Origin of the sequence: Streptomyces sp. Ag109_G2-15, assembly GCF_900215565.1 — a bacterium.
GTDB classification, from domain to species: domain Bacteria; phylum Actinomycetota; class Actinomycetes; order Streptomycetales; family Streptomycetaceae; genus Streptomyces; species Streptomyces diastatochromogenes.
In genome coordinates this window covers 7,420,984-7,436,980 of the sequence record NZ_OCNI01000001.1, presented here as the reverse complement: position 1 = coordinate 7,436,980, position 15,997 = coordinate 7,420,984, and the positions used below count along the sequence as shown (strand labels likewise).

The window sequence follows — 15,997 nt, the reverse complement described above, 5'->3', positions numbered from 1 at the left end:
GCGATGGGTGGGGCCGAGCCCCGGCGCTCAGCAGGCGGGCCTCGACGGTCGGGCGGCGACCGTGGCGCTCAGCAAGCCGGCCGCGACGCCCGGAAGGCGACCGTGGCGCTCAGCAAGCGGACCTCGACGCCCGAAAGGCAGCCGTGGCGCTCAGAAGCCGGCCGTCAGGGAGAGGTCGATCTCGTCGTCGCTCATCTGCGAGATCAGCTCCAGCAGGCGACGCTCCACCTCGGCTGCGAGCCGTTCCACGGTGGGATGCTCGAACAGGTCCCGGACCTGCAGCGGGCAGTCGAAGGCGGTCCGCAGGCGGGAGGTGACGGACACCGCGCGCAGGGAGTGCCCGCCCAGGGCGAAGAAGTCGTCGTGGACGCCGACCCGGGGCAGGTCCAGCACCTCGCACCAGATCTGTGCGACGACCGTCTCGGCGGGGGTGCGCGGCGCCACGAAGGCATGCGGTGCGGGTGCCACGGGGTCGGGCAGGGCGACGGTGTCCAGCTTGCCCTGCACGGTCAGCGGCAGCCGGTCGAGCAGCACGTACGCCGACGGGACGAGGTAGTGGGGCAGGTGGGCCCGGCTGTGCGTCGCCAGGGACTCCTCCGAGAGGCCGGTACCGGCGGCGTAGCCGACGAGGGCCGGTTCGCCGTGCAGGGTGCGGACCACGACGGCCGCTGCCCGGACGCCGGGATGGCCGCGCAGCACCGCCTCGGCCTCTCCCGGCTCCACGCGGAACCCACGGATCTTGACCTGGTCGTCGTTGCGGCCGAGGAACTCCAGTTCCCCGGAGGGCAGTCGGCGTACCACGTCGCCGGTCCGGTAGAGCCGGCCGCCCGGCGCGACGCCGAACGGATCGGGTACGAAGCGCTCGGCCGTCGGGGCGGGCCGGTCGAGGTAGCCCCGCGCCAACTCCTGTCCTCCGATGAGGAGTTCGCCGGGAACCCCGTCCGGGACGAGTTCACCGAGGGTGTCCACCACGTAGGTGCGCCGGCTGGCCAGGGCGCGTCCGATGGGCACCCGGCCGTGCGGGACCTCCTCGATACGGTGTGCGGTCGCGGAGATCACCGCTTCGGTGGGGCCGTAGGTGTTGACCACGGGCACGCCGGGCAGGTGCGCGAACCAGCGCGCCAAGGGGTCGGCGGGCAACGCCTCTCCCCCGGTCACCAGCAGTCGCAGCGAGGCCAGTTGAGGGGCCAGGGCGTCCAGGCGGGCCACGACCTCAGCCCAGTAGGACGGTGTGAGTTCCATGACGGTCACCCGCTCGGCCGCGACGCGGGCGGCGAGTTCCTCCGGGGACCAGATCTCGTCCGGGCGCACGATCACCGTCGCCCCGGTGCCCAGCGCGGGCAGGATCTGCTCCAGCGAGGCGTCGAACGAGGTCGAGGCGAAGGAGAGCACCCGGTCGGCAGCGGTCAGCCCGAACTCCTCGCGGACTGCGACCACATGGGCGTCCAGGGCGTGGTGCTCTACGCCCACCGCCTTGGGACGGCCGGTGGAGCCCGAGGTGAAGATGACGTAGGCGAGGTCGCCCGGATCGGGGACGTGCCGGGGGCCGTCGGGCACCGGTCGCACCCGGTCGATGTCGACCGCGACCACCCCGAGCCCGGTGACCTTCCCCCGGGTTCCCGCGTCCGCGACCACGTGCCGCACTCCCGCCTCCTGGAGCATGAACCGCAGTCGCTCCGCAGGGAGTCGGGCGTCGAGCGGGACGTACACACCGCCCACCCGCCATACGGCGATCATCGTGGCCACCGACCACACACCCCGGCCCACGCACACACCCACCGCATCACCCGGCGTGACCCCGGCGGCGGCCAGTTCAGCGGCCAACCCGCCGGTCAGCGCGTCCAGTTGGCCGTAGTCCACGGTCTGTCCTTCGCACGCTACGACCGGGGCGTCCGGTCGGCCCGCCACCCGGAACCGCGGCGCCGGCCGGGCGTCCCGGCCCGCGTCGGCCACCAGGTGCCTCCGCTCCCGCGCGGTGAGCAGTGGCGCCTCGTCCACCCGGGTTCCGGGGTCGGCGAGGACGGCTCGCAGCAGTCGGCCGACGTGCTGGGCGAACCGGGTGGTCGTCTCCGGGTCGAAGAGGTCGGCGGCGTACTCCATGTTGAGCGCGAACCGGTCGGGCCGCACCAGGAAGGTGGCCGTCAGGTCGAACTTCGCCGAGGCCCACGGCAGTTCGAAGCCGGCGGCGTCAAGACCCGGCAGTCCCGAGCCACCCGTACTCGCGTCCTGTACGTCCACCATGACCTGGAACAGCGGGTTGCGGGACAGGTCGCGCTCCGGTCGCAGCCGCTCCACGACCCGCTCGAACGGCACCTCCTGGTGGTCGAAGGCGCCCAGGACGACGTCCCGCACCCGGTCCACGAGCCCGGCGAAGGTGGGCCGCCCGGAGAGGTCGGTGCGCAGCACCACCGTGTTGACGAAGAAGCCGACCAGCGGCTCCAGTTCGAGGCGGCCGCGCCCGGCGACGGGCGTGCCGACCGACACGTCGGTCTGTCCGGACCAGCGGGCGAGGACGGCCTGGGCGGCGGCCAGCAGCACCATGAAGCGGGTCGCGCCGCGCTCACGGGCGTACGCGTCCACCCGTTCGGCCAGGTCGGCGGGCAGCTCGACCTCGACGGCGCCGCCGCGGCCGGTGAACACCGACGGCCGTGGCCGGTCGGTGGGTAGCTCCAGAGCCGGGGCGGCCTCCAGGGTGCGGTCCCAGTAGGCGAGTTGGGGCTCCAGCGCCCCGCTGTCGGCGCGGTCGCGCTGCCAGACGGCGAAGTCGCCGTACTGCACCGGCAACGGCGGCAGCTGGGCCCGCTCTCCCGTCCGCCGGGCCCGGTAGTGCAGGGCGAGTTCGTCGAGGAGGACGCCCTTGGACCAGCCGTCGGTGACCGCGTGGTGCAGGGCCAGGACGACGACGTGGTCGTCCGCGGCCAGCTGCCACACGCCGGCCCGCAGCAGCGGCGGCCGGGCGAGGTCGAAGCGGCGGGTGGCGAGGGCCGCGGCCCGCCGTCGTACCGCCTCCAGCCGAGCCTCCTCGTCCGGGGCCGTCGGCGCCTGTTCCCAGTGGAGCGGGACCGGTACGGGGTCGCAGACCTGCTGCACGGGACGGCCGTCGGACTCGACCAACGCCGTGCGCAGCACCTCGTGCCGCTCGACCAGGTCGTCCAGGGCCTGCTGACAGGCGGTGCGGTCGAGGCCGCCGCGGACCCGCCAGGAGTACCAGAGGAGGTAGGAGTCGCCCCGGTCGGAGGTGCGGTCCAGGAACCAGAGGCGTTCCTGGGCGAAGGACAGCGGAAGCGGGCGGGTCCGGTCGACGGGGACCACCTCGGTGGTGCCGGACGCGCGGGCGGCGGCGACGCGCGGGGCGAAGCCCCGGACTGTGGGGTGTTCGAAGACCGTGCGCAGTTCGACCTCGCGGCCCAGTCGCTGGGCGATCCGGGAGACGGCCATGGTGGCGAGCAGGGAGTGTCCGCCGAGGTCGAAGAAGCTGTCGTCGATGCCGATCCGGTCCAGGCCCAGCACGTCCGCCCACACCTCGGCGACGATCCGCTCGGTCTCGTCGCGGGGCGGCGCGTAGGCGGCGTCGGCGGATCGGGCGTGGGCGGGGTCCGGCAGGGCGGAGCGGTCGAGTTTGCCGGAGACGCCGACCGGCAGGGCCTCCAGGACGACGAACTCGGAGGGTACGGCGTGGTGCGGCAGGTAGCGGGCGCACCAGGCGCGCAGCTCCGCCCGGTCCACGGCCGCCCGGGCGTCCCCGGCCGGTACGACGTAGCCGACGAGGCTGCGTCCGGTGGCCCGGTCGGGGCGGGCGGCGGCCGCGGCGACCAGCGGGCAGGCCCGCAACACCGTCTCGATCTCCCCGAGTTCGATCCTGAAGCCCCGGATCTTGACCTGGTCGTCGTTGCGGCCGAGGAACTCCAGGTCTCCGCCGGCCTGCCAGCGCACGAGGTCACCGGTGCGGTACAGCCGGCTGCCGGGCGGTCCGTACGGGTCGGGCACGAAACGCTCGGCCGTGAGGGCGGGGCGGCGCAGGTAGCCGCGGGCCACTTCCGTGCCGCCGATGAGGAGTTCGCCGGAAACTCCGACGGGGACCGGCTCGCCGTCGGCGTCGACCACGTACACCCGGCGGTCGCCGAGCGGGCGGCCGATGGGCACAGTGCCGGTGGGCGGGCGGCCGATAGGCGCAGTGTCGGCAAGCGAGTCGGCGGCCTCGTAGGTGGTGGCGGTGACCGTGGTCTCGGTGGGCCCGTAGGCGTTGCACACGCGAGCCCAGGGGACGGCGGCCCGCCAGACGGCGAGGGTGTCGGCCGGGACGGCCTCCCCGCCGAGGACCAGCAGGCGCAGGGAGGCGAGTGCCGCGGCCAGGCGCCGGTCGAGGGAGAGGGTCAGCTCCGCCCAGTACGTCGGGGGCACGTTGACGACAGTCAGGGCGTGCCGCTGGACGACCTCGGGGACCTGGGTGGGCAGCCAGGGTTCGTCGGGGCGCAGGACGACGGTCGCGCCGGATGTGAGCGCGGGCAGCACCTGGTCAAGGGAGGCGTCGAAGGAGAAGGAGGCGAAGGCCAGCACCCGGTCGGCGGCGGTGATGCCGAGGCGCTCGCGGGCGGCCGTCACATGGGAGGCGAGGGCGCCGTGTTCGACGCCGACCGCCTTGGGACGGCCGGTGGAGCCGGACGTGAAGATGACGTGAGCCAGTTCGCGGGGATCGGGGCGGTGCCGGGGCCCGTCGGCGGCGGGGGTGACGGCCGTGACGTCGACCGTGACCGGAGCCAGTGCCGCGGCCGCCTGCAGGGTCGCGGGGTCGGCGACGACGCAGGCCAGCTGGGCCTCCTCGGCCATGAACCGCAGCCGTTCCGCGGGGAGTTCGGGGTCCAGGGGGACGTACGCCCCACCCGCCCGCCAGATCCCCTCGATCGCGGCGACCGACCACGGGCTGCGGCGCAGCAGCACGCCCACAGGGCTGCCGGCCCCGACCCCGGCAGCCCCGAGCGCGGCGGCGAGCCCACCCGTCATGGCGTCCAGCCCGGCGTAGGTGACGCGGTCGTCACCGCAGATCAGGGCGGTCGCGTCGGGACGTCCGGAGAAGGCGACCTCGGGCAGCGGGCCGGCGGGCCGGTCGGGGGCGTACTGCCACTCGGGGCGGGGGCGGGCCGGGCCCGCCAGGGCCAGGGCGCGCGCCAACTCCTGCACCGGGATGTCGGGATCGGCCAGCACGGACCGCAGCAGGGCCACATAGGCGTCGGCGAACGCCCGCATGGTGGCAGTGTCGAAGAGGGCGGTGGCGTACTGCAGGACGGCGGCGATGCTGCCGTCCGTGCGCAGGGTGAGGTCGAGGAAGACGTCCAGTGGGGTCTCGGTCAGCGGCGGCTCGACCAGTTCCACGGCCAGGCCGGGCATCCGCGCCGGGCGGATCGGGCTGTTGAGCAGGGTGAACGACGCCTGCGCCAACGGATGCCGGGACAGGTCCCGCCCGCCGCCCACCGCGCCGACCACGTGGTCGAACGGAGCCTCGGCGTGGGAGAGGTCCGCCAGCACCCGCCCGCGCACCCGGTCCAGCAGAGCCGCGAAGCCCGGTCGGCCGGACAGGTCCGTGCGCAGCACGACCGTGTTGACGAGCGGGCCGATGAGGCCGGGGGCACCGCGCTGGGCGCGGTCGGCGAGCGTGCTGCACACGGCGACGTCCGTACGGCCCGACCAGTGGCCGAGGAGCGCCTGGTAGACGGTGAGCAGCAGCATGTAGCGGGTGGCGCGCCGGGAGCGGGCCAGGGCGTCGACGTCGGCGACCAGGTCGGCGGGCAGGTCGAAGCGGACGACGTCGCCGGAGCCGTCCCAGACCTGGGGGCGCGGCCGGTCGGTGGGCAGGTCGAGCGGGGTCAGACCGGCGAGGCGGTCCCGCCAGTGGCCGAGCAGCCGCTCCAACCGGTCCCCGGAGAGCCGTAGGGCCTGGGAGCGGGCCAGGTCGGTGTACCGCGCGGCGGGCGGGGCGACGGTCTCGCCGCGGTATCCGGCGGCGAGTTCGTCCAGCAGGACACCCCAGGACCAGCCGTCCACGGCGATGTGATGGACCTCGACCAGCAGCAGGTGCTCGTCGGGCGCGACCCGGGCGAGCGTGGCCCGGACCGGGTGCTGCGCGGACAGGTCCACCGGGCGGCCCAGGTACCGGGCGAAGAGGTCGTCGGGGCCGTCCGCCTCGGTCCGCTCCAGGACGATTCCGGCGGGGGCGTCCACGACGGGCACCGGCTCTCCGCCGACCGCGGTGAACCGGGTGCGCAGCACCTCGTGCCGTTCCACGATCCCGGACAGGGCCCGCTCCAGGCGTGCCGCGTCGAGGCTCCCGCGCAGCCTGAGCACCAGCGGAAGCATCGACCCGGTCGATTGACCGGCCAGCTGGTCCAGGAACCACAGCCGGCGCTGCGCGAAGGATGCCGTGGGAGTGTCGCCGTCGGTCGGTGCCCCCGCGGGGGCCGGGCCTGCTGTCACTGTGCGCCTCCAAGCCGTGTTTTCCAGCAGACTGCCGCCGGCGCCAGAGGACCCATAGGGAAGAAGACGCAGCACCGGACGCAGAGCGGACTGCCCGCCCCTCCCTCCGCCGGTGGCCCACCGCGTATCTGGTCGTGGTCGGCGTGCCGGCCGGATGCGGAGCGCTGCTCAACGCATGCGCGAGAGCAGGTGACTCACCGGCGATCAGCCTCCCGTACACATCCTCGGATCACGTCGGTGTAGCCGGCGACCTGGAAGGCCGCGCAGATGTGGATCGCCTGGTCCAGAATCGCGATACTCCCCTGCGCGGTTCCGCAGGCCGACAGGAACGCCAAGCAACCGGATCCCTCGCACCGCACAGGGATCCTTACCCCGAACGAAAACGGCCCGCACCCGGCGACAGGCCGGCGACGCGCCGGGCGTGCGTCGGAGGCATCCGGACATCGAGGACGGCGACGTCGGATTGCGCCGCGAGACGAGACGGCCTATGCCGCGGGGCGGGCGGGTCAGGGAGTACGTGGGGTGCCGGTGCGCCCGAGGGCTGCGGCGAGGAGAAGCGTGGCGATGGCAGTGAGGGTGGTGCCCTGCCAGCCGAGGGTGTTGAGCAGGGGTGCGGCGACGGCAGTGCCGATGGCACCGATCGTGAAGTACAGCAGGAGATAGACGCTGCTGAGGCTGCCGGAGCGTTGAGGGTCGAGGGCGATGACGCGGCTCTGGTTGGCAGCCTGGGCGGCGAAGCAGCCGGCGTCGAACAGGGCGAGCCCGAGTGCTGTGGCCGGCGGTGTGTCGAGGCCGGTGACCAGCAGAGTGGTTCCGGCCGCGGCGGCCAGCATGGCGGCGGTGATCACGGTTCGGGAGGTGTACCGGTCGGTGAGACGTCCGGTGAGGGGGAGTGCCGCGAAGCCGAGGAGTCCGGCCAGGCTGTACAGGCCAATGGCGGTCGGCCCCAGGGAGTACGGCGGCTGGGCCAAGGTGAGGGCCAGGGCGACCCAGATGAGGTTGAAGGCGAAGTACCACAGGCCGCCTGTGACCACGGCCCGGCGCAGCTGCGGGTGGTGGCGCAGGAGCGGGGGAAGTGAGGCGAGGGTGGTGCGGTAGCTGTGGTCGGAGGGGGGTCGTTGCCGTGGCAGGAACGTGGGGGCGGCGATCGCGCCGAGCAGGGCGAGGGCGGCGAAGACGAGGAGCATCTGCCGCCACCCGAGGATGTCGCTGAGTGCTCCTCCTGCCAGGCGGCTCAGCAGGATGCCGGCCGACATACCGGCGGCCACGGTCGCGACGCCGGTTCCGCGGTGCCCGGGTGGGGCGGTGCGGCCTGCGATGTTGCCGGCCTGGGCCGCGACGCTGGCGGCGGCGCCGATGAGCAGGTAGGCGGCCAGGAGCGGGACCGGGCCGGGTGCGGCTGCGGCGAGGGTGAGAGCGGCCGCCAGGGCCATGAGGTGTGCGGTGACCAGGCGGTGCGGAGCGAGGTGGTCGGTGAGGGGGAGCAGGAGGGCGAAGCCGGTCATGCAGCCGGCGAGCGCGGCGGTCGGCACGAGGCCGATCACGGAGAGGGGGACGCCCAGGTCGGCGGCGACCGCTGTGAGCGCGGGCTGGATGGCGTAGTTGTTCGCGATCGCCGTTCCGGCTATGGCGGCGAGGAGGAACGTGCCGCCTCGGGGAAGGGGGCGGGTCACGGCCGTGCGCCGCGGGTGAGGATGACGGCGTAGCGGCACGCGGTGTCTGTGGTGTTGGCGAAGACGCGCTCGGCGGGTGCGCCGAGTTCGATGGTGTCACCCGCGTCGAGTTCGTGGACTGCGTCGCCGTCGTGGAAGGTCAGGTGGCCGTCGAGCACCCAGACGACCTGTCGTACGAAGGCGAAGGCGGCGGCCGGGTACGGCACGCGGGCACCGGCGGGCAGGCGGATCTCGGCGATCTCCGCGGGGAAGTGCGGACTGGTGATCTGCCGGCGCCGGTAGCCGGTGGCGGGGTCGCGCCACTCGGCCGCGTCGTCCCGGCGGCGCACTCCGACGACTGCGTCCGTGTCGTCCTCTGTTCCTTCGGCGAGGGCGAGCAGGGAGGCGACGCTGAGCTGGAAGGCGGCTGACAGCTTGCCGAGGACGACGGCGGTGGGGCTGCTCTCGCCGCGTTCGATCCGGCTGATCATGGCCTGGGAGACACCGGAGGCGTCCGCGAGCTGGGCCAGGGTCCACCGGCGGCGTTCCCGTTCGGTGCGGATACGGGCTGCGATCTGCCCCACCAGAGGATCTACTATGTTGGACATGGATCCAATATATGAGAGACATCGCGCTGTGACAGTACGCCCGGCACATCGCGGTGACGCCGAGGCCATCCGCGCGATCCGCAACCACGCGATCGAGCACTCCACGGCCCTGTGGACGCAGACCCCGCAGTCCCCCACCGAGGGGGCGGCCTGGCTGGCCACTCACCTGGAGCGCGGCTCGGCATTCGTGGCCGACGTGGACGGCGAGGTTGCCGGGTTCGCGGTCTACGGCCCGTGGCGAGAGCTGGACGGATACCGGCATACGGTCGAGGACTCGGTCTACGTCCGCGAAGGCCGACACGGGCTCGGCATCGGCTCCGCACTGCTCGCCGCACTCATCACCGCGGCGCGCGATGCCGGCCATCACGTCGTCATCGCCGGCATCGAAGCGGAGAACACCTCGTCGATCCGACTGCACGAACGGTTCGGGTTCCATCACGTCGGCACGGTGCCGGAGGTCGGCACCAAGTTCGGCCGATGGCTCGACCTGACGATCATGCGACTGCCCCTGACCTGAGCCGCCGGCACAGGGGAGGGCACGGAGAAGCTCTGGGTCAGGGGCGGTGCAGGACGATTCAGGTTGTCCGGCCGAGCCTACGCGCGCACGGCGGCCCTGGTCACCGGCCTGCACCCCAAGGACGGCACCGCAGGCCCGGCCCGGCGCGTCAGCGCGCTGTCAGCGGTCCCTGCCACTGTTGTTCTCGTGAACGGCACGGGAGACCGGGCCGGGAACGAGGAGAGGTGCCCGGAGTGGCTTATCGGGGACCAGCGAGCACGTCTCGAGGTCGGGCCTCACGGCCCGCGCAGGTTCAAATCCTGCCCTCTCCGCTCGACTTCCCCAGGGCGGGCACGGTCAGCAGGACCAGGCCCAGGGCGAGGACGGCCAGCCCGCACCAGGAGGCGGCCGGCAGGCGTTCATCGAGGACGGTGACACCCAGGACCGCCGCCACGGCGGGCTCCGCCAGGGTCAGCGTGGTGGCTGCCGACGCCGGAGTGCGGCGCAGTCCGTGCCCGAAGAGCCGATAGGCCAGGTAGACCGTGAACAGGGCGAGATACACCGCCACCGTCGCGCCGCGGGTGGTGGCGAGCCAGCGCGTGTCGACGCACACCACGAGCGGCAGGACGAGCAGCCCGGCCGTGCCGAACAGCACGCCCATCACCGCGTCGGACGGGTACCCGCGGGTGATGAGCCTGCCGCCGATCAGTGAGTAGGCGGCGTACGACAGTCCGGCGCACGCGGCGAGCGCGACGCCGGTCAGGTCCATGGGCGTGGCGTGCCCGGTGAGCCCGGGGCCCAGGACCAGGAGGGTGCAGCCCAGCACGGCGGCCGCGGTGGCGCCGGTCCAGCGTGCGGTCGGCCGGGCCCGTCCGGTGATCCAGGACAGCAGTCCGGCGAAGACCGGCGCGCTGCCCAGCGCGATCACGGTGGCCACGGCCACGCCGGTCCGGGCCACCGCCGGGTAGAAGGTGACCGGATAGCCGGCCACCGCGAGCGCGCCGAGGACGAGCAGCCACCGCTCGGCGCGCGTACAGGCGGCGGGCAGCGAGCGGGCGCCACGGGAGGTGAGGAACAGGAGGATGCCGCCGAGGGTGAGGCCGGCGCAGCCGATGGCCGCCGCCGGCGCGCCTGCCGGTGCCAGAGAGCTGGCGGTTCCGGTCGTGCCCCACAGCACGGCCGAGGTCAGGATGGGCGCGGGGCCGCCGAGGAGACCGGTGCGAGAAGTGCGCGGGCCGGTGGTGGCCGGGCGCGCGGGATTCAGAGGGGTGGTGCGGTTCGGCACAGTCGTGAACTTCCGTCGTCGAATGCGTCTGGGACCGGATTCGAAACGGGCGCACGACAGGCCCCCGTCACCGCCCTGCGGGTCGGCCGGGGCCCGGAATCAAACCGTCGGTGTCCTGCGCCCGGTCAGGCGCAGAGCGGCGGCAGAACGACGTGCCAGTAGCTGTTCACCCGGCGATGGTACCTGCCCGGGACGCGACCGTGAGCGCTGTGGCCTCTGCACTGACCTGTGTGGTGAGCGCAGAGGCCCGATCACCTCTCGGGCCATCAGGGCTTCGTCCGGGACGTCGATACTCACGCCGATGCCGTGAGTGGAGGCGCGGGTGAAGCCGAAGCGCGGGTAGTACGTCGGGTGTCCGAGGACGATGACGTAGTGCTCGCCCATCTCCTCGGCGGCGCTGAGGGCTGCTCGGACGGCGGCTGATCCGGCGCCGGTGCTCCGGTGCTCGGGCCACACTGCGACGGGAGCCAGGCACAGGGCCGGGGTGTCGTCGATATGACAGCGGGTCAGCAGGGCGTCAGCGTGCTGTCAGCGGTCCCTGCCACTGTTGTTCTCGTGAACGGCACGGGAGACCGGGCCGGGAGCGAGGAGAGGTGCCCGGAGTGGCTTATCGGGGACCAGCGAGCACGTCTCGAGGTCGGGCCTCACGGCCCGCGCAGGTTCGAATCCTGCCCTCTCCGCTCGACTTCCCCAGGGGGACGGAGCACTGCCGACGGCACGTCAGCCGGTGGCGAGGCTCTTCACCTTGTCCACGGAGCCGTTGAACCTGTCGTGGTCCCCGACCGTCGGGCCGGAGGACGTGTACTGCCACATCGTGTACGACGACCAGCCCGCCGGCAGGGTCCCCGCCGACGAGGCGTAACGGGCGACCCAGAGCGGGTTGGTGGCACCGAAGCCGGCGTAGTTGCCGGTGCAGTCGCTCCACCAGCTGGTGGCGGTATAGATGACGGCGTCACGGCCGGTACGGGCCTTGTAGCGGTCCAGGAAGTCGCGGATCCAGTCGACCATCCCGGTCCTGGACTTGCCGTAGCAGGCGTCGCCGTACGGGTTCCACTCGATGTCGAGCGCACCGGGCAGGGTCTTGGCGTCCTTGGACCAGCCGCCGCCGTGGTCGACGAAGTAGTCGGCCTGGGTCGCGCCGCCCGTGGTGTCAGGCGTCGCGAAGTGGTACGCCCCGCGGATCATGCCGACGTCGCTCGAGCCGTCGTACTGCTGCTCGAAGTAGGGGTTCGAGTAGTACGTGCCCTCCGCGGCCTTCGTGTAGGCCCAGCGCACGCCGCTGCTCCAGAGGGTGTTCCAGGCGACTTCGCCCTGGTAGCTGGCGACGTCCACGCCTTCGGTCTGCGTCGCGCGGGGGACGGACACGGAGGCGTCGTCGGTGGCGGCTTCGCCGTCGTGGGCGAGCACCCCCATGCCCATGTAGGCGTCGCCTCGGTCGGGTATGGACTCGGCCGCCGAGGGCACGGCAGCGGGGATCGACAGGGTCAGCAGGAGGCCGGTCAGGGCGCTGGCGACGGACCAGCGTGAGCGGCGGCGGCGAAGGGATTCAGGGCTCGTCACGGGATCCATCTGACCCGCAGTCGGTCCCCGCCGCACTCCGTATTCCACCCAACTACGCCATTTCGGCAGGGTATCTACGCCATGTGAGTGGCTGGGCCGTCATGTCCGCATGGTCATGGGCGGCGCCGGGCAAGGCGCCGCCCATGACCGGCCGGTCCGGTCCGGGTCAGCCGTCGATGCGGTGCTGGGTCCAGAAGGAGGTCAGGTCGGTGCTCGTGGCGGCCTGGGCTGCCGCCTTGAACTCGGCCGTGGTCGAGACGCCGTACCAGTGCGCGGTCGCGTAGTCCTTCAGCAGCTTGGCCATGGCCGTGTCGCCGAGGACGCGCCGCAGGTCGTGCAGGGCGCACTTGCCGTAGCCGTAGACCACGGTGGAGTACCGGGACGAGTGCGCGTCCCAGTAGGCCATCGAGTTGGTGATCTTCTCCGCGCTGGAGGCCCAGGACACGCTGCTCCAGCAGTTGCTGCCGGTCTTGCCGAGGGCCAGGTCGGTGGCGTAGTCGGTGAACGCCTCGTCCAGCCACGGGCTGTTGTACTCGTCGTCGCCGACGATGCCGTACCACCACTGGTGGCCGATCTCATGGGTGAGCGCCGTGGTGCTGACCAGGTCGAGGACGAACCCGGGGTACTCCATGCCGCCGAACCAGTAGTTGTTGTCGATGACCGCGTCCAGCTCACCGTAGGGGTAGGCGCCGAAGCGTGCCGCGTGGGCGTCGACGGCGGTCTTGGCGGTGCTGAGCATCGACTGGGCGCTGGAGGAGCTGATCCCCGAGACGGAGTAGATGTTCACGGGGACGCCGCCGGACGAGGTGCCGGAGATCTTGGTGAAGGGCCCGGCGGCCCAGGCGAAGTCACGGACCTTGGCGGCGGTGGCGGTGGTGACCGTGCGGCCGCTGGAGCCCGGGGTGTCGGTGGAGGTGCCGGTGGCCGGGACCAGCAGGGTGCTGGGGTGGTCGAGGGTCACCTTGAAGTCGGCGGCCAGGGAGTAGAACGACTCGCCGTTGTTGGTGTACGGGTCCAGGTGCCAGCCCGCGCTGTCGCGGACGGCGAGGACGGGCAGGGCGTTGCCGATGAAGCTGAAGGCGCCGTCGTGACCGAACCGGTCGGCGCCGCTGGGCACGGTGATGCCCAGGTCGAAGCCGATGGTGGCGGTCTGCCCCTGGTTCAGCGGCGTCGGCAGGGTGACCTTCAGGGCCGTGCAGTCCACGGAGAGGGTGCCCGCGGTGCCGCCGGTGACGTTGGTGACCGTGATGGGCATCGCCGAGCAGGTGCCGTGGTAGTTGTCCCACAGCCTCAGGTACACCTCGCTGAGCGCGGTGGCGGAGGCGTTGGTGAAGGACACGCTCTCGTGCCCGTTCCAGACGGTGCCGCTCGTGTCGCTGCTGAGGCTGACGGTGTAGGAGGGCGCGGCCGGGGTGCGGGTCGAGTCCGCCGGCGGCGGGGTGGAGTCGCCGGAGGTGGCGAGGGCGATGTCGTCCAGGACGAAGCTCGTCTGGAGGCTGGAGTCCTCGGTTCCGGTAAAGGCCAGGTTCACGGTCTGCCCGGCGAACGACGAGACGTCGAAGGACTTCTGCACGTAGCCGGTGTTCTCGTCGAGGTTCGAGTACGTCGCCAGCGTGGTGCTGCCGATCTTGGCTGTCAGCTTGTCGTACGCGGTGGACGAGGTCGTCTCGTCGGTGTCGATGTGCAGCCAGAAGGTGAGGGTGGCGGTGCTGCACCCGCTCGGGATCGTGACGCTCTGGGTGAGGGTGTCGGTGTGGGTGCCGCCGACACCGTTCAGCCAGGCGAAGGAGGAGCCGCCGTGGGCGGTCTCGCCGGTGCGGTTGGTGATGACGCTGGACGAGGACTGGGTCCAGGGTGAGGTGCCGCTTTCGAAGCCGCCGTTGGTGACCGCCTGCGCCGGGGTGCAGGCAGCTGCCGCCGGTTCCTTGGCGGGCTGGGCGGCGGCGGGGGTGACGGGGAGGGAGAGAGCGGCCAGCGCGGCGAGGGTGAGGACACCGGCGCCGAGGGCCTTGTGGGGGGTGGATCTCACACGCTACTCCTTTGCGGCGGCCGGGATTCCGGCCTGCTCGATGGCCGCCCGGCCGGCTGGGGTGCGCCGGGGCGGCCGCGGGGTTGGGGTTGCGCGATCGCTGTACGGGGTGGTGCGCCGCGCCCTCATGGGGTCGGGGCGATGACTGCCGAAAGACTGACAGATTTGACCAGGGCATGCCAGAAGGCCACGGAAAGTGGGGGCCGGTGCTCCTGATGCCGAGGAGTGGTGCGGTGAGGGTCAGGACCGCGACTCCGGAAGCGCCACGTACCCGCCGATGCCCGCGAGCACGCCCGCCGCGGCGAGCAGCAGGGCCGCGGTCATGCTCACCCGCAGCAGCAGCGCGCCGATGCCAGCGGCGGCGCCGCTCGGACGTGGCGGCGCCCAGCCGGCTGCCGGCGACCGCACCGACGGCGAACGCCGTACCGGATCCGATCGGCGACAGCCCCTGCCCGAGGCCCTGATAGGCGGGCATGGGCGCACCTTGCTCCACCCCACTGCTGCACCAGGCCCCCGGTATGTCGATCCCCCGGAGGGAATCAGCCGGCGTCCAGGACCATGAACACCGCCCGAAGCCGAGTGCCGTCCGGTCCCGGCCAGCCGCCCGCTACATGGCCGAGCGCTCCCTGCGGAGGCAGCGGCGGGTTCTCGGGGACGGGCTCGAGGACGCGGTGGAGGTGGAGGACCGTGCCGTGGGGTGCGGGGAGGTGGGTGCCCTGCTCGTCGTCGGTCGGCTCCGGGGCGAGGCCCTTCAGGGAGAACGGCTCGCCCGTGTAGGAGCGGGTCACCTCGCGGTCGGGTGTGTCGGTGATGCTCTGGGCCATCGCCTGCGCCTTGCCCTCGACGAGGGACAGCAGTTCGGTGACCAGCACCGGGTCGTGGAAGCCGTCGTACGCCCAGCGCTTGCCCAGCACACCGTGCTCCATCGTGCCGACGAGCGCGTGCTCCGCCCCCTCCAGCGGCGCACCGCGATAGGTGAGCGGGACCAGGTAGGCGGTCGGCTCGGGGGTGGAGGTGTCGGTGGCCACCATGATCTCGATCCCGACCTCGCCCTCCGGGTCGTCCAGCCGGAAGCCGCCGGACTTCGTCAGCACGGCGGCGTCCGGACCGCCGCGGTACCAGGGGCGCGTGGGCAGCCAGGTGGAGAGGAGTTCGACCTTGGTCGGCTTGAGGGTGGTGTGGTGGATGACGGCCATGCCGGTGGCTCTCCTCCGTTGTGCTGGTACGGACCCTCGAAGCTTTCCACACCGTCCGCGCGGACGGCCGACGCCCCTCAGACTCGGTCCGCCGCGATCAGCAGGTAGTGGAAGTTGCCCTCCTTGTACGCCGTCAGGAAGGGGTCCTCAACGCCTGTGGCCAGCGAGGACTTGGCGCGCAGCTCCCAGTAGGGGATGGTCGCGTCCGTGAGGTCGACGACGTTCATCGGGACCAGGCCGCTCGCGGCCATGGCCTTGAAGTAGGCGCTGCGCGGGTGGATGTTGCACGTGCAGTGCTCGTCGATGCGGCTGACGGCCTTGGAGCGGCCGCCCGTCACGTCGTTGTAGCAGCCCGTGATGACGACGTAGCGGCCGCCGAAGGCCAGTTGGCGGGCGTGCTCGGCGAAGAGGTCGAACAGGTCGACGTACATGGTGGATTCGTTGTTCCAGATGCCCTGGAACGCGCCGGTCGGCAGGCCGGTGTCCAGCATGTTGCGGAAGTGGTAGCGCACCTTGTCGTCCACACCCCGCTCGCGGGCCTGGCCGTTGGCGAACTCGACCTGGGCCTCCGAGATGGACACGCCGTCGACCTGGCGGCCGAAGCGGGCGTTGGCCATGATGCTGGTACCGCCGCGGCCGCAGCCGGCGTCCAGCAGGCGGTGGCCGGGGGCGATGGGGCCGAGGTGGTCGAGCAGGACGTCAA

General features: G+C 72.5%; 9 protein-coding genes and 4 pseudogenes. 3 read left to right on the top strand and 10 right to left on the bottom strand.

Annotated elements, in window-relative coordinates; genetic code table 11:
- Positions 1-150: 150 nt before the first annotated feature.
- From CRP49_RS33490 to CRP49_RS33480, 3 genes are all read right to left on the bottom strand, one after another.
- Positions 151-6,468 (bottom strand): non-ribosomal peptide synthetase, encoded by a 6,318-nt coding sequence (locus CRP49_RS33490; RefSeq protein WP_097256720.1) that lies wholly within the window; start codon positions 6,466-6,468, stop codon positions 151-153.
- 506 nt (positions 6,469-6,974) lie between these two features.
- The gene (locus CRP49_RS33485) at positions 6,975-8,141 is read right to left on the bottom strand and encodes an MFS transporter (RefSeq protein WP_097256719.1); all 1,167 of its coding nucleotides are present in this window, start codon (positions 8,139-8,141) and stop codon (positions 6,975-6,977) included.
- Positions 8,138-8,728, bottom strand: a complete 591-nt coding sequence (locus CRP49_RS33480) for an XRE family transcriptional regulator (protein ID WP_097256718.1) — start codon at positions 8,726-8,728, stop codon at positions 8,138-8,140. The genes CRP49_RS33485 and CRP49_RS33480 overlap by 4 nt, the downstream gene beginning before the upstream one ends.
- On the opposite strand from CRP49_RS33480, the gene CRP49_RS33475 reads away from it, so the two are divergent.
- Both CRP49_RS33475 and CRP49_RS47025 read left to right on the top strand, forming a co-directional pair.
- Positions 8,727-9,245: a GNAT family N-acetyltransferase gene (locus CRP49_RS33475; RefSeq protein WP_097256717.1), complete on the top strand. Its 519-nt coding sequence runs from the start codon at positions 8,727-8,729 to the stop codon at positions 9,243-9,245. The two genes, CRP49_RS33480 and CRP49_RS33475, sit on opposite strands and share 2 nt — an antisense overlap.
- A 218-nt stretch (positions 9,246-9,463) precedes the next feature.
- Positions 9,464-9,556, top strand: a pseudogene (locus CRP49_RS47025).
- On the opposite strand, the gene CRP49_RS33470 reads toward CRP49_RS47025, so the two are convergent.
- Together CRP49_RS33470 and CRP49_RS48180 are read right to left on the bottom strand one after the other, a co-directional pair.
- A complete protein-coding gene (locus tag CRP49_RS33470; protein WP_097256716.1) occupies positions 9,538-10,509 on the bottom strand; it encodes a DMT family transporter in 972 nt (323 codons plus the stop codon). The pseudogene CRP49_RS47025 and the gene CRP49_RS33470 overlap by 19 nt on opposite strands.
- Before the next feature lie 261 nt (positions 10,510-10,770).
- A pseudogene (locus CRP49_RS48180) lies at positions 10,771-11,025 on the bottom strand (GNAT family N-acetyltransferase); the annotation flags it as partial.
- A 71-nt stretch (positions 11,026-11,096) separates the two neighbouring features.
- Here CRP49_RS48180 and CRP49_RS47020 point away from each other — a divergent pair.
- Positions 11,097-11,189, top strand: a pseudogene (locus tag CRP49_RS47020).
- 40 nt (positions 11,190-11,229) lie between these two features.
- Here the strand turns inward: CRP49_RS47020 and CRP49_RS33460 are convergent.
- The 5 genes and pseudogenes from CRP49_RS33460 to CRP49_RS33445 all read right to left on the bottom strand — a co-directional run.
- Positions 11,230-12,078, bottom strand: coding sequence for a lysozyme (locus CRP49_RS33460; protein WP_097256715.1), 849 nt, complete (start codon positions 12,076-12,078; stop codon positions 11,230-11,232).
- A 157-nt stretch (positions 12,079-12,235) separates the two neighbouring features.
- Positions 12,236-14,098, bottom strand: a complete 1,863-nt coding sequence (locus tag CRP49_RS33455) for a M1 family metallopeptidase (RefSeq protein ID WP_097256714.1) — start codon at positions 14,096-14,098, stop codon at positions 12,236-12,238.
- Between the two features lie 240 nt (positions 14,099-14,338).
- Positions 14,339-14,506, bottom strand: coding sequence for a hypothetical protein (locus CRP49_RS47015; RefSeq protein WP_179851832.1), 168 nt, complete (start codon positions 14,504-14,506; stop codon positions 14,339-14,341).
- A gap of 131 nt (positions 14,507-14,637) precedes the next feature.
- On the bottom strand, positions 14,638-15,294 hold the full coding sequence (locus tag CRP49_RS33450) for a 1,4-alpha-glucan branching protein (protein ID WP_097256713.1): 657 nt from the start codon (positions 15,292-15,294) through the stop codon (positions 14,638-14,640).
- Positions 15,295-15,371: 77 nt separating this feature from the next.
- Positions 15,372-15,995, bottom strand: a pseudogene (locus CRP49_RS33445) (cyclopropane-fatty-acyl-phospholipid synthase family protein); the annotation flags it as partial.
- Between the last annotated feature and the right edge of the window lie 2 nt (positions 15,996-15,997).